15 protein-coding genes, 3 tRNA genes and 1 pseudogene are annotated in these 22,905 nt (G+C 42.5%); 12 read left to right on the forward strand and 7 right to left on the reverse strand.

Features of this window, described 5'->3' with window-relative positions; translation table 11 throughout:
• Nucleotides 1-146: 146 nt before the first annotated feature.
• A complete protein-coding gene (locus Xind_RS04185) occupies nucleotides 147-632 on the reverse strand; it encodes a thioesterase family protein (RefSeq protein WP_047680018.1) in 486 nt (161 codons plus the stop codon).
• Between the two features lie 226 nt (nucleotides 633-858).
• On the opposite strand from Xind_RS04185, the pseudogene Xind_RS04190 reads away from it, so the two are divergent.
• The 7 genes and pseudogenes from Xind_RS04190 to Xind_RS04220 form a co-directional block, all read left to right on the forward strand.
• Nucleotides 859-993: pseudogene (locus tag Xind_RS04190) on the forward strand (phospholipase A); the annotation flags it as partial.
• A 58-nt stretch (nucleotides 994-1,051) separates the two neighbouring features.
• Nucleotides 1,052-2,878 (forward strand): ATP-dependent DNA helicase RecQ, encoded by a 1,827-nt coding sequence (gene recQ, locus Xind_RS04195; RefSeq protein ID WP_047680016.1) that lies wholly within the window; start codon nucleotides 1,052-1,054, stop codon nucleotides 2,876-2,878.
• A 66-nt stretch (nucleotides 2,879-2,944) separates the two neighbouring features.
• Complete coding sequence (gene pldB, locus Xind_RS04200) at nucleotides 2,945-3,940, forward strand: lysophospholipase L2 (RefSeq protein ID WP_047680014.1); 996 nt, start codon at nucleotides 2,945-2,947, stop codon at nucleotides 3,938-3,940.
• A gap of 54 nt (nucleotides 3,941-3,994) precedes the next feature.
• A complete protein-coding gene (gene yigL / locus Xind_RS04205; RefSeq protein WP_187649535.1) occupies nucleotides 3,995-4,795 on the forward strand; it encodes a sugar/pyridoxal phosphate phosphatase YigL in 801 nt (266 codons plus the stop codon).
• Nucleotides 4,796-5,272: 477 nt separating this feature from the next.
• Nucleotides 5,273-6,670: an MFS transporter gene (locus Xind_RS04210; RefSeq protein ID WP_187649536.1), complete on the forward strand. Its 1,398-nt coding sequence runs from the start codon at nucleotides 5,273-5,275 to the stop codon at nucleotides 6,668-6,670.
• Between the two features lie 69 nt (nucleotides 6,671-6,739).
• Nucleotides 6,740-7,750, forward strand: coding sequence for a LacI family DNA-binding transcriptional regulator (locus Xind_RS04215; RefSeq protein ID WP_047680008.1), 1,011 nt, complete (start codon nucleotides 6,740-6,742; stop codon nucleotides 7,748-7,750).
• A 364-nt stretch (nucleotides 7,751-8,114) separates the two neighbouring features.
• Nucleotides 8,115-8,471: a DUF805 domain-containing protein gene (locus Xind_RS04220; protein WP_047680006.1), complete on the forward strand. Its 357-nt coding sequence runs from the start codon at nucleotides 8,115-8,117 to the stop codon at nucleotides 8,469-8,471.
• 113 nt (nucleotides 8,472-8,584) lie between these two features.
• On the opposite strand, the gene Xind_RS04225 is transcribed toward Xind_RS04220, so the two are convergent.
• From Xind_RS04225 to rsgA, 4 genes are all read right to left on the reverse strand, one after another.
• Nucleotides 8,585-9,781, reverse strand: coding sequence for an MFS transporter (locus Xind_RS04225; RefSeq protein ID WP_187649537.1), 1,197 nt, complete (start codon nucleotides 9,779-9,781; stop codon nucleotides 8,585-8,587).
• 50 nt (nucleotides 9,782-9,831) lie between these two features.
• Nucleotides 9,832-13,191, reverse strand: a complete 3,360-nt coding sequence (gene mscM / locus Xind_RS04230) for a miniconductance mechanosensitive channel MscM (protein WP_187649538.1) — start codon at nucleotides 13,189-13,191, stop codon at nucleotides 9,832-9,834.
• A gap of 23 nt (nucleotides 13,192-13,214) precedes the next feature.
• Nucleotides 13,215-14,147: an archaetidylserine decarboxylase gene (gene asd, locus Xind_RS04235; RefSeq protein ID WP_187649539.1), complete on the reverse strand. Its 933-nt coding sequence runs from the start codon at nucleotides 14,145-14,147 to the stop codon at nucleotides 13,215-13,217.
• Nucleotides 14,148-14,289: 142 nt separating this feature from the next.
• Nucleotides 14,290-15,360: a small ribosomal subunit biogenesis GTPase RsgA gene (gene rsgA / locus Xind_RS04240; RefSeq protein ID WP_047679998.1), complete on the reverse strand. Its 1,071-nt coding sequence runs from the start codon at nucleotides 15,358-15,360 to the stop codon at nucleotides 14,290-14,292.
• Nucleotides 15,361-15,470: 110 nt separating this feature from the next.
• On the opposite strand from rsgA, the gene orn reads away from it, so the two are divergent.
• From orn to Xind_RS04260, 4 genes are all read left to right on the forward strand, one after another.
• Nucleotides 15,471-16,016 carry an oligoribonuclease gene (orn, locus tag Xind_RS04245; RefSeq protein ID WP_187649540.1) on the forward strand — a complete coding sequence of 182 codons (546 nt, stop codon included), beginning with the start codon at nucleotides 15,471-15,473 and terminating at the stop codon, nucleotides 16,014-16,016.
• Between the two features lie 200 nt (nucleotides 16,017-16,216).
• Nucleotides 16,217-16,292: transfer RNA gene (locus tag Xind_RS04250), tRNA-Gly, on the forward strand.
• A gap of 347 nt (nucleotides 16,293-16,639) precedes the next feature.
• Nucleotides 16,640-16,715 (forward strand) — tRNA-Gly (locus Xind_RS04255).
• A gap of 311 nt (nucleotides 16,716-17,026) precedes the next feature.
• A complete protein-coding gene (locus Xind_RS04260; protein ID WP_047684209.1) occupies nucleotides 17,027-18,460 on the forward strand; it encodes an NAD(P)/FAD-dependent oxidoreductase in 1,434 nt (477 codons plus the stop codon).
• 46 nt (nucleotides 18,461-18,506) lie between these two features.
• Here Xind_RS04260 and Xind_RS04265 read toward each other — a convergent pair whose 3' ends face one another.
• Entirely contained in the window at nucleotides 18,507-21,899 is a 3,393-nt protein-coding gene (locus Xind_RS04265) for an indolepyruvate ferredoxin oxidoreductase family protein (RefSeq protein ID WP_047684211.1), read from the reverse strand.
• 259 nt (nucleotides 21,900-22,158) lie between these two features.
• Between Xind_RS04265 and Xind_RS04270 the strand changes: the two genes are divergently transcribed.
• Nucleotides 22,159-22,234 (forward strand) — tRNA-Gly (locus Xind_RS04270).
• A gap of 46 nt (nucleotides 22,235-22,280) precedes the next feature.
• On the opposite strand, the gene Xind_RS04275 is transcribed toward Xind_RS04270, so the two are convergent.
• Nucleotides 22,281-22,796: an AEC family transporter gene (locus Xind_RS04275; protein ID WP_338114333.1), complete on the reverse strand. Its 516-nt coding sequence runs from the start codon at nucleotides 22,794-22,796 to the stop codon at nucleotides 22,281-22,283.
• Nucleotides 22,797-22,905: the final 109 nt, after the last annotated feature.

The raw sequence follows: 22,905 nt of genomic DNA on the forward strand, positions 1-22,905 counted from the left end.
GTTATTACTAAATAAAGTGATAAATTGACAAGAAATTAGCGGGAATTAATAGTTCCGGTTCAATTATAGTTTAATAATTGGCGGGTTTATCTTGCAAAAAAGGAATGTGTTTTTTATCACATCCCTCTCGTTAAAAATATTAAACATCATCCAACCAAATAAGTTCCTGTTGCACTGGCGATATGTATCTGTTTTTCATTGTGCAATTCTATTCTGGCGACTGATACTTTATTACCGGCACGAATGATATGACTACTGGCGGTAAATACCTCGCCACGTCCGGGGCGCAGGTAATCAACGCGCAGATCTATAGTACCTATAGTAGGCAGACGTTTTTGCATTTCCTCTATCGTGATGACTTTCATCGTGGCCAGTGCACTCCCGGTACAGACTAAGCCACCAGCAACATCAAGTATTGAAGCTATAGCGCCACCATGCAGGATTTTTTGGGCTATATTACCCACCAGCTTATCTTGATGGAAAAATTGAAGTTCTGCATAGTCTTTTTCAAAACGAACCAATTCAAGCCCCAACAATTGGTTGAATGGCATATGATAAACAAACACCTCACCTATAAACTTACGAGCCTCTTCTTGTGTTAAAGGTTGGGTTGGTTGCTGTATCGTTTCCATATTGGATTTCCTGAGAATTAAAAAAATAAATTCACTGATATTAGATAGTTATTTTTGGTTAATAACTTGTTAAGTTTATGCTTTTATTTTCCAGCTTGCCAGTCTGAGAAGCGCTTCGAAAAAACAATTTCATAAAGAAAAAGTTGCTATAAAAAATGCTCGTTTCGTGTTTAGAATGTCTCAGTAATAAACAAGCAATGGTTATGATGGCAGGAACAGGGTTGACCCGAAGTCGAAACATGTTCGCGTTTATACACAAGTATTCAGTGGACAGGACGAGTCGATGATTGATTATAACTCCAGGCAGACTCGATTTGGCATCGGTGCCATGCTGAATGAGATATACTGTAATAGCTTCTAGATGTAATTTGTTTAAATAAATAGCTTTGAATAAATAATTTCAATAATTGAGGAAAGGCGTGTCTACCGCAGAAGTCATCAGCACGGCATCGCTGGCTGAACAAATATTACGAAAAACATTCGGATATCAGCAATTTCGTCCCGGACAGCAGCAGATAATAGACGCCGTTCTTGATGACCGTGATTGTCTGGTTATTATGCCGACAGGTGGCGGTAAATCGTTGTGTTATCAGATCCCTGCTTTGGTCAAAAATGGGTTAACACTGGTCGTTTCTCCATTGATCTCATTGATGAAAGATCAGGTTGATCAATTGAGAACAAATGGCATAGAAGCGGAGTGCTTAAACTCGACTCAAAGTCGTGAGCAACAATTCGATATTATCCGGCGTTGCCGTCAGGGAAGTATCAAACTGCTCTATATTGCACCGGAACGGATGGTAACTGATAACTTTCTCGATCATTTACATGACTGGCATCCGGCTTTGCTGGCAGTTGATGAAGCACATTGTATTTCTCAGTGGGGACATGATTTTCGGCCAGAATATCGTGCGCTTGGACAACTGCGCAGGCGCTTGCCTCATCTTCCTGTTATTGCACTGACAGCCACAGCAGATAAAACCACCCGACAAGATATTGTTCGCTTGTTGGAGTTGCGTGATCCCATTATTCATATCAGCAGTTTTGATCGTCCTAACATTCGCTATACATTGGTTGAAAAATATAAACCTCTTGATCAACTCTGGTCATTTGTTCGTAGCCAGCAAGGAAAGAGTGGGATTATTTACTGCAACAGCAGGAACAAAGTGGAAGAGACCTCAGAGCGACTGCAAAAACGGGGGTTGAGTGTCGCTCCTTATCATGCGGGGCTGGAGATCAACCAGCGTGCCTGGGTGCAAGATGCTTTCCAGCGGGATGATTTGCAGGTAGTTGTTGCGACAGTGGCGTTTGGTATGGGAATCAACAAACCCAACGTACGTTTTGTCGTGCATTTTGATATTCCCCGTAACATTGAATCTTACTATCAGGAAACGGGGCGTGCAGGGCGGGATGGTCTGCCTGCTGAAGCAGTACTGTTCTACGACCCGGCGGATATGGCATGGCTACGCCGTTGTCTGGAAGAAAAACCTACAGGTGAACAGCAGGATATTGAGCGGCATAAACTCAATGCTATGGGAGCGTTTGCGGAAGCGCAAACCTGCCGACGATTGGTATTACTCAATTATTTTGGCGAAAGCCAGCAAACTGCTTGTGGTAACTGTGATATCTGCCTTGATCCACCGAAACGTTATGATGGTTTAGTCGATGCACAGAAAGCCTTGTCCTGTATCTATCGCGTTGGACAACGATTTGGTATCGGCTATATTGTAGAAGTGTTGCGCGGTGCTAATAATCAACGTATCAGGGAGTTAGGGCATGATAAATTGCCCGTTTACGGTATTGGTAAAGAGCATAGTCAGGAACACTGGATGAGCATCCTGCGTCAGTTGATCCATCTGGGGTTAATCAACCAAAATATTGCCAATTATTCTGCATTACAATTGATGGAGGCGGCGCGGCCTGTTTTGCGTGGCGAAGTGCCTTTGCAACTTGCCGTGCCTCGGATCCAAAGTTTGAAAAGCAGAAATCAGCAAAACAAATCATACAGTGGAAACTATGATCGTAAGTTGTTCGCTAAGTTGCGGAAATTGCGTAAATCCATTGCTGATGAGAACAATATTCCGCCTTTTGTCGTTTTCAATGACGTAACGCTGATTGAAATGGCAGAACAGTGCCCAATAACGCCCAATGAACTTTTGCTTATTAACGGGGTTGGGCAGCGTAAACTGGAACGTTTTGGTGATGTTTTTATGACATTGATCCGTGAGCATTTCGAAGGATTTGAATAACAGCAGTCAACCATAGTCAACAAATAAAGAAATAACGGGAAAGATGACGGATATAGAGGATGATAAATGCCGCCTGAGATATTGAAAGCAAGCTGGTTAAACCGCGAACCTCAGTTCTCTGCGTTTACAAATGGATTATTGCTGGATTTTTGGAATACCAGAAACGAACGGGAATTTATAGGCGTTGATAATATTCCTATCTGTTATGTTTCTTTCTGTTCGCCCCAGCATGATAAGACATTGGTAATATCCCCTGGTCGTAGTGAAAGCTATGTGAAATATTCGGAAGTGGCTTACGATTTTTACCATCTGGGCTACAACATCTTTATTATTGATCATCGTGGTCAGGGGCTTTCAGGCAGAATGCTGACAGATCCTCAAAAAGGACATGTTGAAGCATTTGAACACTATGTGGATGATTTAGCAAAATTCATCGAATTAGAAATCGTTCCACTGCAATCGCATCGCTGTTATGCACTCGCTCACTCAATGGGCGGGGCTATACTGAGTTCTCTTCTATTACGCCAAGAATCAATATTCCGCGCTGTGGCACTGTGTGCTCCCATGTTTGGTATTAACTTACCAATGCCTCGTTGGTTGGCGAATTTCCTGGTCAACCAAACAGAACCTTACCCTAAAAGACGTAACAGATATGCGATATCAACAGGGCATTGGCGGCCATTACCCTATTTTGTCAACCTGTTAACCCATAGCTATGCACGTTATCAGCGATATTTACGCTATTATGTTGATTATCCTGAATTGCGCCTTGGAGGGCCGACTTACCGTTGGATGCGTGAAAGCATGCGAATGGGAGATAACTTAATTGAAAAGGCAGGAAAAATTCAGACACCACTTATTGTTTTAAAAGCTAGTGAAGATAAGGTAGTGAGTAATCGGGAGTTATTGGCTTTTTGCGAAGCGCGTCAAAAAGCCGGAGCGGGAAAAGAAGAACACAATCCTCTGGTTATCCAAGGGGCACACCATGAAATCCTGTTCGAAAAAGATGTATTACGGGCGCAGGCCCTTAATGCGATTTGTGATTTTTTTGATCAACACTGATTTATACCCAATAGATTTCAAGAAAGATGCGGGTATCGCTTAGGAATTTGAACCATGTACTATGTTGTTGCTTCAGACTTAGATGGCACACTGTTATCTCCCGATCACGTATTAACGCCGTATACTAAGAAAATTTTGAATCTTCTGACAGATAAAGGGATTTATTTTATTTTTGCGACAGGGCGTCATCACATTGATGTAGGGCAGATCCGCGATGGATTGGGTATTAATGCTTACATGATCACATCAAATGGGGCGAGAGTGCATAATGCACAGGGAGAACTGGTATTTAGTCATAATCTGGCACCGGAAATTGCCCGTGATTTATGTTTGCTGGAGTTTGATAATCCGAATGTTTTGACCAACTACTATAATAATGATGAATGGTGGATTAATCGTGAAAGCTCGGAACAGACTGAATTTTTTAAGGTGTCAGATTTCCATTTTCAGCGTTTCCAACGTGAGGATTTTCCTGTTAATGGTGTGTGCAAGGTCTATTATACCAGTGAAGATCATGACTATTTGATTCAACTGGAAGAGAGGATTGAAGCGCGTTGGGGAGATAAAGTCAACGTGAGTTTCTCTCTAAGAAATTGTCTGGAAGTCATGTCAGGAGGCGTATCCAAAGGGGAAGCATTGGCACAGGTCTGTCAATCCATCGGGTATCAATTAAGTGACTGTATTGCTTTTGGTGATGGAATGAATGATCTGGAAATGCTGAGCGTCGCGGGTAAAGGTTGCATTATGCAGGGCGCCCATCAGCGCCTAAAAGACATTTTGCCGGATATGGAAGTGATAGGTTCTAATGCCGATGATGCGGTTTCGCGTTATTTGCAAAGAATGTATCAAGTTTGATATTCATTTAAGTAATCAATTGAAAACAGCATCCATCAGGATGCTGTTTTTTTAATATAAAAAGTCAAACAAAAGGAAATAGTTTTTTCATGTAAATATTTCTCTATCTATTATCAAAAAACTATCACTTAATTTTCTTTTTCTATTATTATATTTATTGCTTGGATTTTTTTATTATTTTTTAGATGGTCACGGTGCTTTCTTGTCGTTTTTTTCAATCATATCAATGAATACAATTCCATTATATTAATAGCAATATAATTTTTGATAATCTATTTTAAAATTTATTAATTACAACAGTTAAATTTTCTATGATAGTTCTGACTGCAACCTAATTGTTGACTTATTTTATTTTAACAGTCTACGCGAGTAGATATGTCTGTATATGAAAATAAATCATGAATAAAAATAGTATTGTTACATTTGTTACGTTGGAATTAAAAACTTACTGTTCTGACACTCAGGGAATATATTGATATGCCGTATGAAAATACGGTGCCAGTTATAACACCGATACAGCACGCTTCTGAAACATGTTTGGCTACACCGGAAGGGCGAAGAGGGTTTTGGCGAGCCATTTTCTCCTGTTGGCTAGGTACGACAATGGAATATGCCGATTTCGCACTTTACGGTTTAGCCGCGGGTATCATTTTTGCTGACGTTTTCTTTCCTGAAACAGCACCAACGATAGCTTTATTGGCAAGTTTTGCTACTTACTCTGTCGGATTTATTGCCCGTCCCATTGGGGCACTTATATTTGGTTGGTTAGGCGATCGCAAAGGACGCAAATTTGTCATGTTAATGACAGTGACGCTTATGGGGATATCAACCACACTTATCGGGCTTATCCCTGGTTACGCTCTTATTGGCATTTGGGCACCGATTTGTTTGGTGACGCTGCGATTTATACAGGGATTAGGGGCAGGAGCGGCGTTATCCGGTGGTACTGTTATATTGGGTGAGTTTGCACCGCCAGCACAACGTGGTTTAGTTTCATCTATTATTGCTCTTGGCTCTAATGGTGGAACATTACTGGCATCACTTGTTTGGCTGCTGGTATTGATGATGGATAAAGAGAGTTTACTGGATTGGGGTTGGCGTATCCCATTTCTGTGCAGTTTTTTGATAGCGATAATGGCCTTATTCATTCGTCGTTACATGAGTGAAACACCCGTCTTTGAACGTTATAAAGCGATGATGACAGAACAGCGCGAACAAACATTGGCTGAGAGAGAAAAGTATCAGACAACCGATAGTTCTCGTTATTTCTGGCAACGAACCAGAGCATTCTGGCTTATGGTTGGCTTGCGTATTGGTGAAAATGGCCCGTCATATTTGGTGCAAGGGTTCATTATCGGTTACGTCGCTAATGTGCTGATGATGGACAAATTTATTCCAACGATTGCTGTGCTTATCGCATCAATATTGGGTTTTCTGATCATTCCATTGGCGGGCTATTTTTCAGATCGTTTTGGTCGCCGTATTACTTATCGTTGGTTTTGTCTATTACTTGTTTGTTACGCATTTCCTGCTTTTATGTTTTTGGAAAGCCGTGAACCTATTATTGTTATTCTGACTATTGTTGTAGGTATGGGATTGGCTTCACTCGGTATCTTTGGTGTGCAGGCCGCCTGGGGAGTTGAACTATTTGGGATAACTAACCGTTATTCCAAAATGGCCCTTGCAAAAGAATTAGGCGCTATGTTGTCCGGTGGAGCTGCGCCGTTGGTTGCCGCGGCTTTATTATCTTTCAGTGGGCATTGGTGGCCTATTGCCTGTTATTTTGCTGTGATGGCGGGTATCGGTTTTATTACAACATTTTTTGCACCTGAAACACGTGGCAGAGATCTGAATTTACTTGAGGACGCAATTTAGTGTCCTTCCATTTTTTGTATTCTTACCCATTGAATCTCTGTCTCAATTTGAGGGACTAACATAAGTATTATGAATTCTCGCTTAAAAAGAGTAACTCGTCGCGATGTTGCGAAAGAAGCCGGAACCTCGGTAGCCGTCGTCAGTTATGTCATCAACAATGGCCCACGACCTGTTGCAGAAGCTACTCGCCAGCGCGTATTAGCAGCGATAAAAAAAACAGGCTATCGGCCGAATAACATTGCGAAAGCATTAGCTTCTGGTTCGACACACGCTTATGGTTTGATCCTGCCGGATATCTCCAATCCCTTTCTTTCTTCGGTAGCTTGTGCTTTGCAGCAGGAGGCTTTTAAACATGGACAAGTATTGTTACCGGGAGATTCAGGAGATAACCGATTACGGGAAAAGGAGCTTATCAACAATTTATTGAATCGTCAGATCGACGGTTTGCTATATACCAGTGTGGATCGCCATCCTTATATTGATTTGATTCAGGCCAGTGGAACTCCCTGCGTTATGCTTGATTGGGTTAATGCTGATTCAAATGTTAGTGCAATTCTTGTGAATGAAAGGATTGCAGCATTTAAAGTGACTCAACACCTGACAGAGCATGGTTACCGCGATATTGCCATTATCTGTGGTCCTCTTAATATGTTGAATACTCAGGATCGTCTTTCTGGCTGGCGGGATGCTTTAAAACAAGCAGATTTGATGGTACGGGAAGAATGGATTTTTTCCACGGACTATACTCGCCTGGGCGGTTATGAAGCAACGTTACGGATGCTGAAAGGGAAATTACCTCGTGCACTGTTTGCTACTAATGAATTGCAGGCATTCGGTTGTTTGCGCGCGCTGGCTGAACATAAGATAGCAGTGCCTGCTGATATTGCCTTGGTTTGTTTCAATGCGACTCAGCAATCTCTGTTTAATGTGCCTTCCTTAACCGCGGTTCGCCAGCCGGTTGATCAAATGGCACAAACAGCTATCGAAATATTGCGATCATGGACTGGCAAAGCTCAGGAATGCGAATTTGAGTTTGAACTACAAGTTGGTGAATCTTGTGGTTGTCTGGTTGGGCGGTAACCTTACTCAAACTATGTGACAGTAAAATAAGCTACCGCATTTACTTCAAAAGTCGGATACAAGACAATGGATGAGAGTACTTAAAAATTGTTTTATTGGTAGTTAATAATGAATTAAAGGGCTTTTTTTTTCTGATAGATTCATAGATAACTTTGATATGAAGTAGATGAATGTATATTTAACGCACTTTAAATTTTATCTTTGTAAGATTTTCTTAATCCATTATCTAATAATGACATTATTAATTTCATATTATTTTTTTAAGAATAGAGCGTAGACTTTAAAAGATAAGTGAGTATAAAATTTGGCATCCTTTATAGTTTGTCTCCTTTTTTATATGATTTGTTCTTAAAGAGAAAATATTATGAATTGGTATTTTCAAGTTTTTAAAAATTACGCTGTTTTTTCAGGGCGTGCGCGTCGTAAAGAATATTGGATGTTTTATCTTTTCAATATAATTATTTTTTTTGCCATCTGCATATTAGGTGCAATACTCAGTGATACTATTGGTTTTATCGTGATGATGCTTATTTATGCATTGGTTGCTTTTATCCCATCACTTGCAGTGACAGTACGCCGTCTTCACGATACTAATCGTTCTGGTTGGTGGTTTTTACTGACTTTTGTTCCAATTGCTGGCATTGCAGTATTTATATTCACTCTCTTAGAAGGCACTGAAGGCAGTAATGACTATGGTGCTGATCCGAAAGCCATGCGTTAATACTTTAATATCTCTTTGATTTTATTTCTTTAGTTTGCCATCATCTCAAAAACGTCGTCTATTATTTTATAGCGGCGTTTTTTTATAAATAAACACCGAATTTATTCTGAATATCAGTCACGAAGAAGCAAATAAATCAATAAACCTCCCAGGACCATTGCTGCCATAATTATCGGTGTTTGCTGGGCGATTCTGGATTCCAGTACAGCACCGAAACAGACATATCCAAGAGGAACACTAAGAAAACGTGTGGAGGTAAATAGGGTCATTATCCGACTAAATAAATTTTCTGGCACTCGGCGCTGAATTAATGTGATTTCTACCGGTGCTGCAAAACCAATACTACAGCCGATGGCAAAAAGTTGGATAAATAGGACATACTGTTCACTGAATAGAGATAACGATATGAAGCTTAATCCGAGCAGGCTGTAACCGGCCAAAATAATTGGGTAACCGGAAAAATGTTTGCCATAGATGCCGTATAACAAAGAGGAAAGCGTTGTACCTATACCAAAACTTGTCATCGAAATGCCAAGACTGACAACGGAATTAAATTCGGTTTTATTTATGTAAGGCAGATAAATTATCAAGAATGGAGTGATAACAAAATTGATTATTGAGCTGAGAATTAGAACAGAAAACAACTCCTTTTCTGACTTGATATAGTTGAATGCTTCAAGGAAATAACGGTGTAGCAGAGAAGGAGGTTCAGTCACCTGATCTATATCGGCGATAAAATGTTTCTTCAGAATGATGATCCCCAGTGCAACCACTAAAAAACTGACTGCATCAAAATATAAGGCATTTATTGTACCGAGCATTGCGATGATCAGTGAGCCAAAAATCGGGCCAATAAGATCACAGATATTTTCAATAGTACTGTTTATTCCGTTAATTAACTCATTCTCTCTTTTATGCTGTTTTATCTCTTTTGCCAGCATGACATCTTTTGCCAGACGCCCAGGAGAATCCAGAATGGTTGAAAATATTAGCTGGATAGCCAACAAATAAAAGTGCAGCATATCTACTGCGTAAAACACGGGGATTAATAATACACTCAGGAAATTAACTAAATCAGATAGCATTGAGATGCGAAACGCACCATATTTATCCACCAACTGCGCGCTAAAGAAAATAGAAAATATCAATGGTACTATTTTGGCCGACATAACGGCAGCAACCAACAATGGGCTACCTGATATTTCCAGAATCAACCAAGGAATGGCAATTTCTGTAATGGTGTTTCCCAGAATAGAAACACCATTTAATGCCAGTAAGCCACTTATTTGAAAAGGGATGCGTCTCACCATATTTTGAATTTCTTCTTTCCTTAATTTTCTTCTCTAATTAAGCCTTAACCTTACAGATCTCCTGGTTTACGGGGAGGATTACGACCTGATGTATTGGTAGTATTACTGCGAATAGTAGTACTGCGAATTTCCTGCCCAAAAATATCAACATGTGCCTGAAATGGTGGGAACGGCAGGGTAATATCATGTTTGCGGAATTCCTGCAAAATATACTGATGCACTTCATGGCGGGCAGGCATACGGTGCCCCATTTCTGCGGCATACGCACGCAGTTCATAGATCTGAATCCCTTGTTGCAGGTCAACCAGATAGACTTCGGGTATCGGGTTATCGAGAATTAACGGGCACCGTCTGGCGGCAGTCATTAATATATCAGTTGCTTTCGCGGACTCTGTTTCCACGGGGACAGGAATAGTCAAGACAATACGGGTAATTGTATCTGACAATGACCAGTTGATAAATTGCTCAGTAATAAATGCTTTGTTAGGGACGATAATCTCTTTTCTGTCCCAATCGGACAGAGTGGTTGCCCGTGTGTTGATTTTCGTGATACTACCAGTCAAACCTCGAATAGTCACAGTATCGCCAATGCGGATTGGCTTTTCGAACAAGATCATCAGGCCAGAAATAATATTGGCAAAAATTTCCTGTAATCCAAAACCAAGCCCAACCCCCATTGCTGCAATCAGCCATTGCAGTTTCGACCATTCAATGCCTATTAGTGAGAAACCGACAATCCCACCGATCAGGGTAATACCATATTTGGTTAATGTTGTGATGGCATAACCTGTGCCCGGTGTCAGTTCCAAGTGCTGTAACAGTGCCAGCTCAAGTAGTGCAGGTAGGTTGCGGATAAGCTGTGCAGTGATCACAATAACCAGGATCGCAATCAGAACGGAACCCATTGTTATTGGCTGAACGGTATCAACACCGTTGATGGTTGTGGTGACATCCCATAGCCGGATGTTTTCGAGGAAAGAGAAAGCAGAATGTAATTCTGACCACAGCAGGATTAATGAAACCAGCGCGATCATGGTCAGGATAGAACGCATCAATCCCAGGGACTGGGCGCTGATTGCATCTAAATCGATAACCGGTTCTTCTATTTCGATGGATCCTTCAACGCTGCTGTTGATATTGGTGGAGTCTTCTTCATTTTTGGCACGTTGGGCAAGGATATCGGCACGACGCTGCTTCGCTCTTTCGAACGCAATTTTACGACGTTGGATTAACATCCATCGACGAGTAATGTGGTAGATGACCAACAGAGAGAACCAGATGGCCACCGAAGTTTCTAGCCGAGCCAGCAATGCTTGTGATGTTTGCAGGTAGCCGAGCACGGATGCCAGTGCAGCCAGAATGGGTGCAGAGAGCAGTATCCACCACAACACAGAGTTTATGATGTTTTCACCCGAACCGTGTTTGTCCATGTACAGTGGAATGCCTGCGCGTTTTAGCGTAATGGTGACCAAGCTCAGGGAAACACAAAGCATCAGGAAGCATAATCTGCCGAGTGTCGCGGCAAACTCACGCTCACTGTAATTGTTGAATGTGATAAGTGCCATCATGAGAGGGACAATCAGGAATATCGACAAACGATAAAACCGCATTGCCCGTTTTACCCGCTCTTCTGGCCAACGGAAATGAGCAATGAATAGGCCATTAGGATGGGCAAATGCCGCACTGAGCATGAAAATCCACAGGACAGGCGTTGTTTCACTGACTCCGTTGCCAATTGCTGTCGCCATTGGGTACTGCCACGCATTTTTCAGGCCGTAGCCAATCGCTGACCAAAGCATCGGCAGGGGAAGCGCCGCGATAACAGACCAGAATACTGTACGCAGAGTAAGGGTGAAGTGATCTTGTGTCACTTTGCCAATACGGTTGCTGGAACGTTCAAGGAAAGCATGATATTGGCGATGTGAACTGATGCTGAAAATCACCAGCAATAATGTCCCTAGCAAATAGAGCAACGTGTCCTGCGTGGTCAGCATAACGTGAATGGCAATGCCCAATTGGGAGAACGTGTCCAGAGAGAGCAGGCGGGTTAGATCCTTTACTACCCGCAGCGGGTAATCCAGGGAAATAGGGTCGACATCTGCAACCCAAAACAGATAACGGTGAGTTGCATCTTTAACTTCTTTCAAAGCATCATTTAATTGGCTGGTGGATACTTTGAGTTTTGTCAGCTCCAATATTTCACTGTCATAGCCTGAAAGCAGAGAATTCAGTAACTCTTTTCTGGTACGAATGAGGGAATCGTAAACCTGTTTTTGTGCCGGGGTCAGATTATTATATGCAACGGGAGTTTGCCCGATTTCCCGTTGAGCGTTTTCCAGCATTTCTTCATATTTCAGCCTTTCGACCCGTAACTCCACTATGCTTCGGTCAAGTTGTTGGGATTTCGGAACATCCGGGATGTGGGTTAACTGTGTTCTTAAAGCGGCCCCTAGTGCTGTTGAATCACCTAACCATTGCGCCTGTTCGCGAATGGTATTGAGTGTCTGGCGTACCCGCAGAATATCATCGGCTGCTTTGCGTTGCTGTGAGCCAATGGAATCCATACGTTGGGTTTGCTGGTTAAGCATTTGTGACAGATGACGGTTCTGCTGAAGCTCATCCAATAAAAATTGCGGCAGTTTCCCTCCATTCTGTCCCGCCAGCATTTCAGTATGTTCAAGAGCTGATTCTGCTTTTTGCTGCCGCTGAGTATTTAATTGACTGCGCAATTGCTGGAGTTGGTAATCCAGCCGTTGATAGCGTTTTTTAAATAATTCTGCCCGTAAGCGAGCAATTTCCTGTCGATTATTGGCAGAAAGTTGTGCCATCTCCAATTCATTAGTCACCGACTTGCGGGCATTCACTTCTGCTTGTGCAAGGGTTAATTGGGCTTCACCCAACAGCGTGGGAGGGGGACTCAATGATTGAAGCCGGGAAGTTGCCTCGGTTAGCAGGCGTCTTGCTTCAGCTTGTTGTTGAGGTAAGAGGTTGACTGAGTCACTGATTTCCCGAATTTTATCCTGTTCTTGTTGTAACTGCCGTTCTTGCTCCAGCAATTGGCTGCTGAGCTGGATAATTTGCTGTTCTAAACTGCTGATTAGCTGATTAGCCGCAATAGTAGGAGGAGGCTCACTTGCAGCCAGAATTTTCTGGCGCAACTCTTTAATAATTTTAGGAAAATCATCAATGGCTTGTTGATATTTCTCAATTCTTTCCTTAGAGGACTTGGTATCATTAACCCAGTTGACAGCCCCTTGAAATGCTTGTGCAACCTCCGCATCCTGTGGATTTTTACTGCCTTCAACCTGTTTTAAATTTTGTTTCAGTTGATTTTCATCTAGCTGTATTGCGGAAGCAAAAGCCAGATTCGTAATTAACAGGCTAAGAAGTAAACTGATAATCAGGCGCACAATAAGGGGCTCCTTGGTAATAATTAACTAGCGTTATTTTGATTCATGGAAACATCAGCGTGCTCAGTTTGCTCTCCCTCTTTGGTGATAGTTTGGGAGATAGTTTGTGCCAGTAAGCCACCTACTAGGGTCTGTGAACCACTGTATAAATTATTAGCAAACTGAATCTGATTAGGAGTAAACAAATTGATTACGGTTGAACCAAGTTTGAAACGACCCATTTCTTCTCCTTTTTTGAGGGAAACGGCACCTTCTCCTTCTGCCGGATAAGTCCAGCGTTTGATAATGCCTTCACGTGGAGGTGTTACACAGCCACTCCAGACGGTTTCTATGCTACCTACAATAGTTGCACCAACCAAAATTTGTACCATTGGACCGAAGGCAGTATCAAACAGGCAGATAACCCGCTCATTGCGTGCAAACAGATTAGGGACATTTGCAGCAGTCAATGGATTGACAGAAAATAGATCTCCCGGAACATAAATCATCTCTTTCAGTACGCCGTCACATGGCATATGGACACGGTGGTAATCTTTTGGTGACAAGTAAATCGTGACAAACTGACCATTGCGAAATTGCTCGGCAAGCTGGTATTGACCAGCCAACAATGCTTCTACAGTGTAGTAGTGGCCTTTTGCCTGAATAATTTGTTCTTCTCGGATAGCGCCTAACTGGCTGATAGTGCCGTCTGCGGGAAGAGCCAGTTGATGAGTTTCATTGACGATAGGGCGAATACCCTCTTTTAATGGGCGAACAAAAAACTCATTGAATGTTGAATAAGCTTTAAAAGAAGACTCTTGGGCTTCATTCATATTGACTTTATAAACTTTGGCAAAAACCTGAATGGCAAGTTGTGTTAACCAACCCGCCTTTTTATTCGCAAACCAACCTGCTAAGTGAGTAATACATTGCTTTGGCAGTAAATATTGTAGTCTGATTTTAATATTGTCTAGCACATTAACCTCTTGGATTTTTTATACCCGTCTTTCAAGTTCGCAGTCTGAATCTATGGGGTATATAGGTAAATTGGGCAAAAGTCAGCTATTGTACCTGCCCTTATGTTGAATGTCAGGGCAACGTTTTGCTAATTATTGTGTCTCATTTTTGAGCGTCAGTGAAATTTTTGCGTGGCTTTACCTGAGCCATACTTTCCAGTATGCGGTGGTAATTTTCAAAACGCTCTTCCGCGATAGACCCTAGTTCCAGAGCTTCCCGTAAAGCGCAGCCGGGATCATCCCGATGCTTACAATCACGGAATTTACACCCACCAAGATAATTACGGAATTCAATGAAACCTTGTGCTACCTGTTCTGGTGTCAGGTGCCATAACCCGAATTCCCGAACACCGGGGGAGTCGATGACATCGCCTCCCTGTGGAAAATGATAGAGGCGTGCTGTTGTTGTGGTATGTTGACCAAGGCCGGAATTGTCCGAGACTTCATTGACCAGAATCTCTTTTTCGCTGTCCGGGAGCAGTGTGTTAAGCAGGCTGGATTTCCCGACCCCGGATTGACCGGCGAAGATACTGATTTTATCAGCCAGTAAGTTAATCAGTTCTGGTATACCTTCTTCTGTATAGCTGGAAACTTCCAGTACCCGATAGCCGATATGACGGTAAATATCCATGACACTGTTGACCCATTCCCGACTTTCTTCATCCAATAGATCAATTTTATTGAGCACAATCAAAGGTTCAATATTGAGTGTTTCACATGCAACCAGATAGCGATCGATAATATTCAGTGAAAGTTCAGGCAATATGGCAGAAACAATCACAATTTGGTTGATATTGGCTGCAATGGGTTTAATGCCATCGTAATAATCGGGGCGGGTTAGGACGGAAGAGCGTTCATGTACCGCTTCGACAATCCCATTGATCTTCACATCAGACTGGCGTTGTAATGCAGGTCGCCATACGACACGGTCACCAGTTACCAGTGAACGGATTGTCCTGCGGATATTACAGCGTTGTATGGAGCCGTCTGCGGCTTCAATGTCGGTATGCTGGCCGAATCGACTGATAACCAGCCCTTCTTGTGGCTCACCAAGCTGGCTGTCATCCAGTTCTGGTTTTTGGGCATCAGTCCTGTTGAGCGGCTGTTTCAGCCTGCGCTGGTGATTGGCCTGCACACGGCGTTGCTGCCCTTTGGAAAGTTTACTTTTAGCCACCGAACCTCACTTATTTCATCTATCTTTCTGATTATCGCTGTGGGTGATCAAAAACGTTATGATACACCTCTGATACAGATTACCTGTTTTGAAGGAACCTAGGATATATCATGTCAAAAAGTGAGAACAATCTTATCTGGATAGATTTAGAAATGACGGGCTTAGATCCAGAGCGTGATCGCATAATTGAAATTGCGACGATCGTGACCGATTCAGAGCTGAATATCCTCGCGGAGGGGCCAGTTATCGCAGTCCATCAGTCAGATGAACAACTGGCGCTGATGGATGATTGGAACGTTCGAACGCATACCACCAGCGGATTAGTGGAACGTGTAAAGCAGAGTTCATTTGATGAGGTTGAAGCTGAAAAAGCAACGATTGCTTTTCTGGAGCAATGGGTGCCGGCAGGAAAATCACCTATCTGTGGTAACAGCATAGGCCAAGATCGCCGTTTCTTGTTCCGTTATATGCCTGAACTGGAAAAATATTTTCACTATCGTTGTTTGGATGTGAGTACGCTTAAAGAGCTGGCGCGTCGTTGGAAACCTGAATTGCTGGCCGGATTAAGTAAAAAGAATTCCCATCAGGCATTGGATGATATCCGGGAATCAATTGCTGAACTGGTTTATTACCGCGAGCATTTTATCCAGAAGTAAAGGGCGAGCCGATACAAGGATTGATTGTACATAAATTTATCTCTGAGTTGATGGTTAAGCGGATAATTTGCTGGTTTAACCGTCAATCAGAGGAAAAAAGCGAATTTTTATATTTTGGGGCTTGCCAGAAGAAGAATTCTTCGTATAATGCGCTCCCCGTACCGATGAAGAATTTCGCAAGTACAGCATATCAAAATTAAGCGGGAATAGCTCAGTTGGTAGAGCACAACCTTGCCAAGGTTGGGGTCGCGAGTTCGAGTCTCGTTTCCCGCTCCAAATCTTATAATTTAAATTCCACTTATTATATAAACCCCACAACGGTAGCTTTCTTCTCAAGTTAAAAAAACTTTCTGGAAAGTATTTCTCTTGTTGCTTTTGTTTAAGACCATGCAAGAACAAGAAGTAGCTCAGCAGATGTGAGATTGAACGTCATCGCTATTAAGGGGGATCATAATATTAACTGTGTCAGTTAGTGTGTATTTTGAGCATTTGATATCATATTCTAGGTAAAATACTTGCCATCTTTATCAAACCAATCCATAATAGCGCCCATCTTGATGCCGACTGACATAAAATATTTTAACAATCAAGTTGTTATAAATAAATCGTAAGGCATTATTCATGCGGGAATAGCTCAGTTGGTAGAGCACAACCTTGCCAAGGTTGGGGTCGCGAGTTCGAGTCTCGTTTCCCGCTCCAAATTCAGGACGGTGGATTTATAATAGTCTGCAAGTCATGGAAAAAAGCGCCAAAAGGCGCTTTTTTTGTAATTTCAATCTGGCCAATCCATGAGGATTGATGTTGACCGATATTCGTTCCCTCTGCTAAGTTAAATCCAACTTGGTATAATCACCTATAGAAATAAATATGGCTAAAATTCTCCAAGCCGAGAATAAGCGTATTACTTTATAGAAACGTTTTCTATACTCAGTTTTCTGCACAGCTTCTCCAACCTGTCCCTAGTCCTTTTTCAGGGATATTTATCCATAAAATTAAGAGGATAGTACAGAATGAACTATGATGTCATTGTTGTAGGATCTGGTGCTATTGCAGGCTCGCTTGCTTATGAACTTATCAGTCGCAGATTGAAAGTATGCAGGGTGGGAAGTCTTGTTCGTAGTCATGCTGCGTCAAGAGCTGCAGGAGCAATGAATGGTTGTTTTGGTGAGGTAACAAGTGGTCTTATTGCGAGTGACTATGGGAAATTGAAACTCAAAATGGATCGTGTCGCGAAAGATCGCTGGTCAACCTGGGCACAGCGTTTGGCTGCTTCTTCAGGGGATACTCGTCCTTTGTTTACAGCAAAAGGGACGCATGTCATTCTCAATACCGCAGGTATGGCCGAACTTGATAGTGTTAACTATGATGCTATAGAGTGTACGCTTCGTGAGCACAACGAACCTTATGAAGTTGTTGATCCCGAATTGATTAAGGGAATGAAAGCGAACAACTTAATGCGATCACTTAAAGGGCTTTATATTTCAGAGGAACATGCCCTTAACTCCCATATATTGCTTGAAATGTTGGATTCTGCCTTTTTCAAGGAGGGTGGAGAGATCGTTGATAACAATGTTAAGCGCATTCTCACAGAAAACGGTGTTGTAACTGGTGTTGAAACGGTTGATGGCAGGCGTCTTACCGCAGACAAAGTGATTATTGCAGCAGGCGTACAGTCGCTTGATATATTATCAGACCAATCCTCTATCGTGCAGAAAATTCCCCCACTCTTTTCAGGCTATGGAGTGTCTGTTTTACTTAAACTCAAAAACGCTGATGCACTACCAACCTCGGTTATTCGTACTCCGAATCGTGCGTTTGCTTGTGGTCTGCATTGTGTGCCGCGTGGTGATGGTGTTCTTTACGTTGGTGCAACCAACCTTGTGAAAAACCAACCTCGCATGTATGGGTCAATTGCCACTGTCCAGTTCCTTCTGGAGTGCGCTTACAATCAGATAAACGTTGATTTGTATGAGTCAGAGATAATTGCCATTCAGGTCGGTAATCGGCCTGTCTCCGCAGATGGTTTTCCATTGATTGGTGAGTGTGGCATTAACGGGGTATGGCTTGTGACTGGCACTTACCGGGACGGTCTGCACCAATCCCCGCTTTTGGCTGACTATGTTGCAAATGAGATAATGGGATTACCGAATCAGGAGATTGATTTAAAAGACTTTACCCCGATTCGGCCACCTTTAATTGGGTTTGAGCGGGATACGATTATTTTGGAAGCGGCAAAACAAACGGTAGCGATGGGTTATGAAAATATGTGGAATATCAAACCAGGATGGGAACGTGCCATCAACGAAGGTTTACTCTGTGAGTATCGGGCACAGGCTGAATTGATCGATAAAACCTTTACACCCCCTCCTGAATTAATTGCATTCTCTTGCCATGAAGAGCAGATAACACGGCGATTACGTGCTTACTACAATTGTTGGAAATAATAAAACTGTTGGACATCACGGTTATTAGTGATGTCCATGTGTATCTTTATATTGTTTTTTCCAGCTCTTTTAGCAAAACTGCTTTGCGTGCCTGCATATTTTTTATCGCTTTTTGTTTCACATGGCCGAAACCTCGTACCTGATCAGGCAGAGTTGCAATTTGTTGACAAATAGCCAGGTTATTGCGATCCAATTTTTCCATCAGAAAATCGATGAGTTGCTCATATTCAAGTAGTAAACTTCTTTCCTGTTTGCGCTCTTCTTGATAGCCGAAAATATCAAAAATTGTACCGCGAAATAGTTTACATGCTGCAAGAAAGTGAAAAACAGGAATGATCCATGCGCCATACTCTTGTTTTCCTCGCTCACCTGTTCGGGGATCTTTGCGATTGAAAAAAGGAAGGCTCAGATGAAAGCGGATCTTACCTGCGTTATTAAATTGTGAATAAAGTTTATCAAAGAACCCAGTTTTGACGTAGAGACGGGCAACTTCATATTCATCTTTATACGCCATTAGTTTGAACAAATTTTCAGCAATAGACTTGGTCAGGTCTTCTGCATCAATTTGTTGAGTAATTTGTTGGACTTGTGCAACACGGCTCAAATAGCGGAGTGCATATTTTTCATTCTGGTAATCAACCAGAAGTCTATATCTATGCAAAATAAGATCATCCAACGTCTCGATAGTCTGTTTCGGTTTAACATGCAGAAAATTATTCAGAAGTTCGGGCTGTTCGGCAGCAATGCGGCCGAGATGGAAGGCTCGTTGTGCATTATTTGCAATGTTATCTGTTGGATGGGACATTTTCTGAATGGCGCTCTCTATAGAGGATAGTCTGATGGGGATCTGACCAAGTTGCCAGGCATAACCAATTAAGACGATATTAGTTTGATTTCTGTCACCAACCAAATCTGCGGCAATTTGCTCTGTGTCAACAGATCGCAGTGTCCGGCAATGTTGATGGAGAGTATCCAGCATTTTGGTATGATCCAATTTCAGCATGGGATTTCTCAGCATAGTGCCGATTTGCGTTTTGTGGGTATTAAGTATGCAGTTGGTTCCTGTTTTCGACATCACTTCCAATGAGTTTTGCCCCGTTGCAGCAACTAAATCAGCCGCAAGGACGAGATTGGCGCGTCCCCGGTCAATTCTGACCTGATGCAGTTTATTGATATCCCGGCTGAATCGAATATGAGAGATTGCTTCTCCGCCTTTTTGGGCAAAACCAGTAAAATCAAGTAAGCTGACGGCGTAGTTTTCTATTTCGGCAGCGACACCAAGCAGGTGGCCGGCGGTGATAATACCAGTACCACCTACACCAACGAATAAGATTTCATAAGGAATGTCTGTGGAATTTAAGATTGGTTGAGGGAGTTTATTCACTAGCTTATCAAGCTCTTGCTGTGGCAATATCTTGCTGGTGTCTTGGCGAGGTTCTGCGTTTTCTATGGTGATAAAGCTAGGACAAAAACCTTTCAGACAGGATAGATCTGAATTACAAACATGCTGATCTATTGCGCGTCTAGTGCCCAGGGATGTCTCGGTTGGGATCACTGCAAGGCAATTGGATTGTATCTGGCAATCGCCACACCCTTCACAGACGAACTCGTTAATCACTGCTCGTCTTGTTGCTTTCGGTACTAATCCTCTTTTTCTCTTACGTCGTAATTCTGTTGCACAAGTTTGATCATAAATAATGACCGTCACTCCATCAGTGTCTCGAAAGCGTTTCTGTATATCTTCGAGATAATCCCGTTGATAAGCATTCACTTTGGCAGGAAGGCTATTTTTACCTTTATATTTATCAGGTTCATCAGTCACAATTGCGACATATTTCACACCTTCAGCCAGCATCAAAGACGCGATCTGCGGTATGGTAATATTTCCATCCAGTGGTTGCCCGCCTGTCATTGCTACTGCGTCATTAAACAGCAGCTTATAAGTAATGTGGCTTCCCGCAGCGACTGCCTGACGAATAGCTAAATGCCCGGAATGGAAGTAAGTACCATCCCCCAGATTTTGAAAGACATGTGAACGATTAATAAAGCGGGAATGGCCTACCCAATCGGCACCTTCGGCTCCCATTGGTGTTAGGCCATAACCTGTATCGCGATCCATCCAGGCGGCCATGATGTGACACCCAATGCCGATTTGAGCCTGACTGCCCTCGGGTAAACGGGTCGAAGTGCTGTGAGGACAGCCCGCACAGAAATAGGGAGTACGTTTGGGAAGCGTAATATCGTGCAATGCAGTTTGGGTTGACCATTCCAAAGGAAGAGAGAGAAATAAATTGAATTTCTTCAGCCATCCTGCAAGCAGCGGAGCAAGTTGTGAAGGACGTAGCTCTGTGTCTGTGGGCACAAATTTTTGGCCAAGATGATTATGCTTACCTATCAGGTTGATATGTTGTGGCAAATTGATGAGATGCCGTGCGAGTAAGATTTCGACTACAGCGTTTTTTTCTTCAATGATAAAAATATCAGTAACCTGTGATGCGATCTCGCTGAGAAGTGGGGATAAAGGATAAACCAGACGTACATGAACAAAAGCAATACCGTGTTTTGCTAATTCAGAAGGAGGTAAGCCTCCGACACGCAGGGCTTCTAAAACATCCCGATGGGCTTTGCCGACAGTAACTAATAAAGCTCGTGGATGTGAGCATGGAGCAATGAGTTGATCAATTGGATTAAGTTTGGCGAATTCTTGAACTGCTTTAAGTTTATAAGCTAAACGCTGTTCTATTTGAGGGCTAGGGAGGTCAGGCCAACGCCAATGAAGCCCACCTGGGCCGGGATCAACTTGAGGTATTGCATATTCAGGAAAAGGTTTACGCTCCCTGATGGCACAACTTTCCACGACTTCACTGATTGCTTTAAAGCCAACCCAAGCCCCGCTTAACCGGGATGCAGCCCAACCCCATAATCCCACATCATGATAATCAGAAACGGAGGCCGGATGTAAGATTGGCATGCTCCATGCCATCAAAGCGAGATCAGATTGGTGAGACATAGAAGAAGACACACAACCATGGTCATCACCAAGGATAACCAGTACACCGCCATTGGGGGAAGAGCCATAGGCATTACCATGCCTGAGCGCATCTCCGGAACGGTCTACTCCCGGCCCTTTGCCGTACCACATGCTAAAAACGCCAGTGACAGTGCGATCAGGGTCAGATTCAACTTTTTGAGTACCATAAATCGCAGCAGCCGCAAGATCTTCATTGATTGCGGGCTGAAAATGTATATTGGCTTGAGCCAACTTTTTACTGTTCTGCCATAATGTCTGATCTAAACGGGCTAATGGTGAGCCCCGATATCCTGAAACAAATCCTGCTGTATTAAGATTACGACTTCTATCTAGCTTAGCCTGAGCCAGGAGAAGCTCGATAAGAGCATCGGTGCCAGTAACAAATTTAGGTGGATAATATTGAGTCATAGGTTCGGGCCTTACTGAAGGGCAATCACCGTGTAAGATACGACTAAAAAATGGTTCTAATCTATTTCCAGCAAATTATTCCGACAAGTACAAATCTTATTAGGGGGGTAGTTGTATATATAATGTTAAATTTTAAATCCCCCTTCCCTTATCAAATTGCCGCCTTGTTGGATGTCTTTTAAGCGTTCAGTCTTGATGTGCGAGTAAATAGCTTGCCATCTTTATTGAAGGCGTTCATAATGGCGTCCATTCTTGAGATGCGGGAATAGCTCAGTTGGTAGAGCACAACCTTGCCAAGGTTGGGGTCGCGAGTTCGAGTCTCGTTTCCCGCTCCAAATCACACATCCTTTCTTTAGTCGTTCTCACTTAATTTTTTCTCGCTTAGTTTAATTCTAAACTTAATATAATAGGCAACGTAATAACAGCAGTAATTGTTTGTAGTGTGATGATCGCTGACATCAATTGGCTGTCCCCATTTAGCTGACGGGTTAAGATATAGGCCGTTGGTGCTGTCGGTATTGCGAAAAACAGGATCAGTAAATTGAGTTCTAATATATTGAGATGAAAAAGAAAACCAATAATCCCGGCAATTAGTGGCATTAATAATAATCTGGATAGGATATTGATAATAATAGAATTTTTATCAGATCTTAGCGTTGATGGTTGTAAGGATGCACCGATACAAATCAATCCCAATGGAAGACTTGCACTTGCCAGAATTTTTAAAAATTGCCCTGAACCGTAAGGTAAGCCAATTTTGGTCAGGTTGAATGATATGCCGATGAAACAAGCTATGATCAAGGGATTTTTAATGATAACCATTACGAATTGTTTAATAGATAAAGCCTTTTTGTTGGGTGTTAATGCTAAAATAGAAATTGCATTGCAAAGGGGCACTAAGATAGCGGGTCACGTATTCAACCTGTTGATGGTTGTGTATAATCGTCATTTTTTCGGAGAAGTCACATGGCGACTGTTGAAGTAAAATGTCGATTTTGTCAGCAAA

This window comes from Xenorhabdus indica, assembly GCF_014467235.1.
Classification (GTDB): Bacteria; Pseudomonadota; Gammaproteobacteria; order Enterobacterales; family Enterobacteriaceae; genus Xenorhabdus; species Xenorhabdus indica.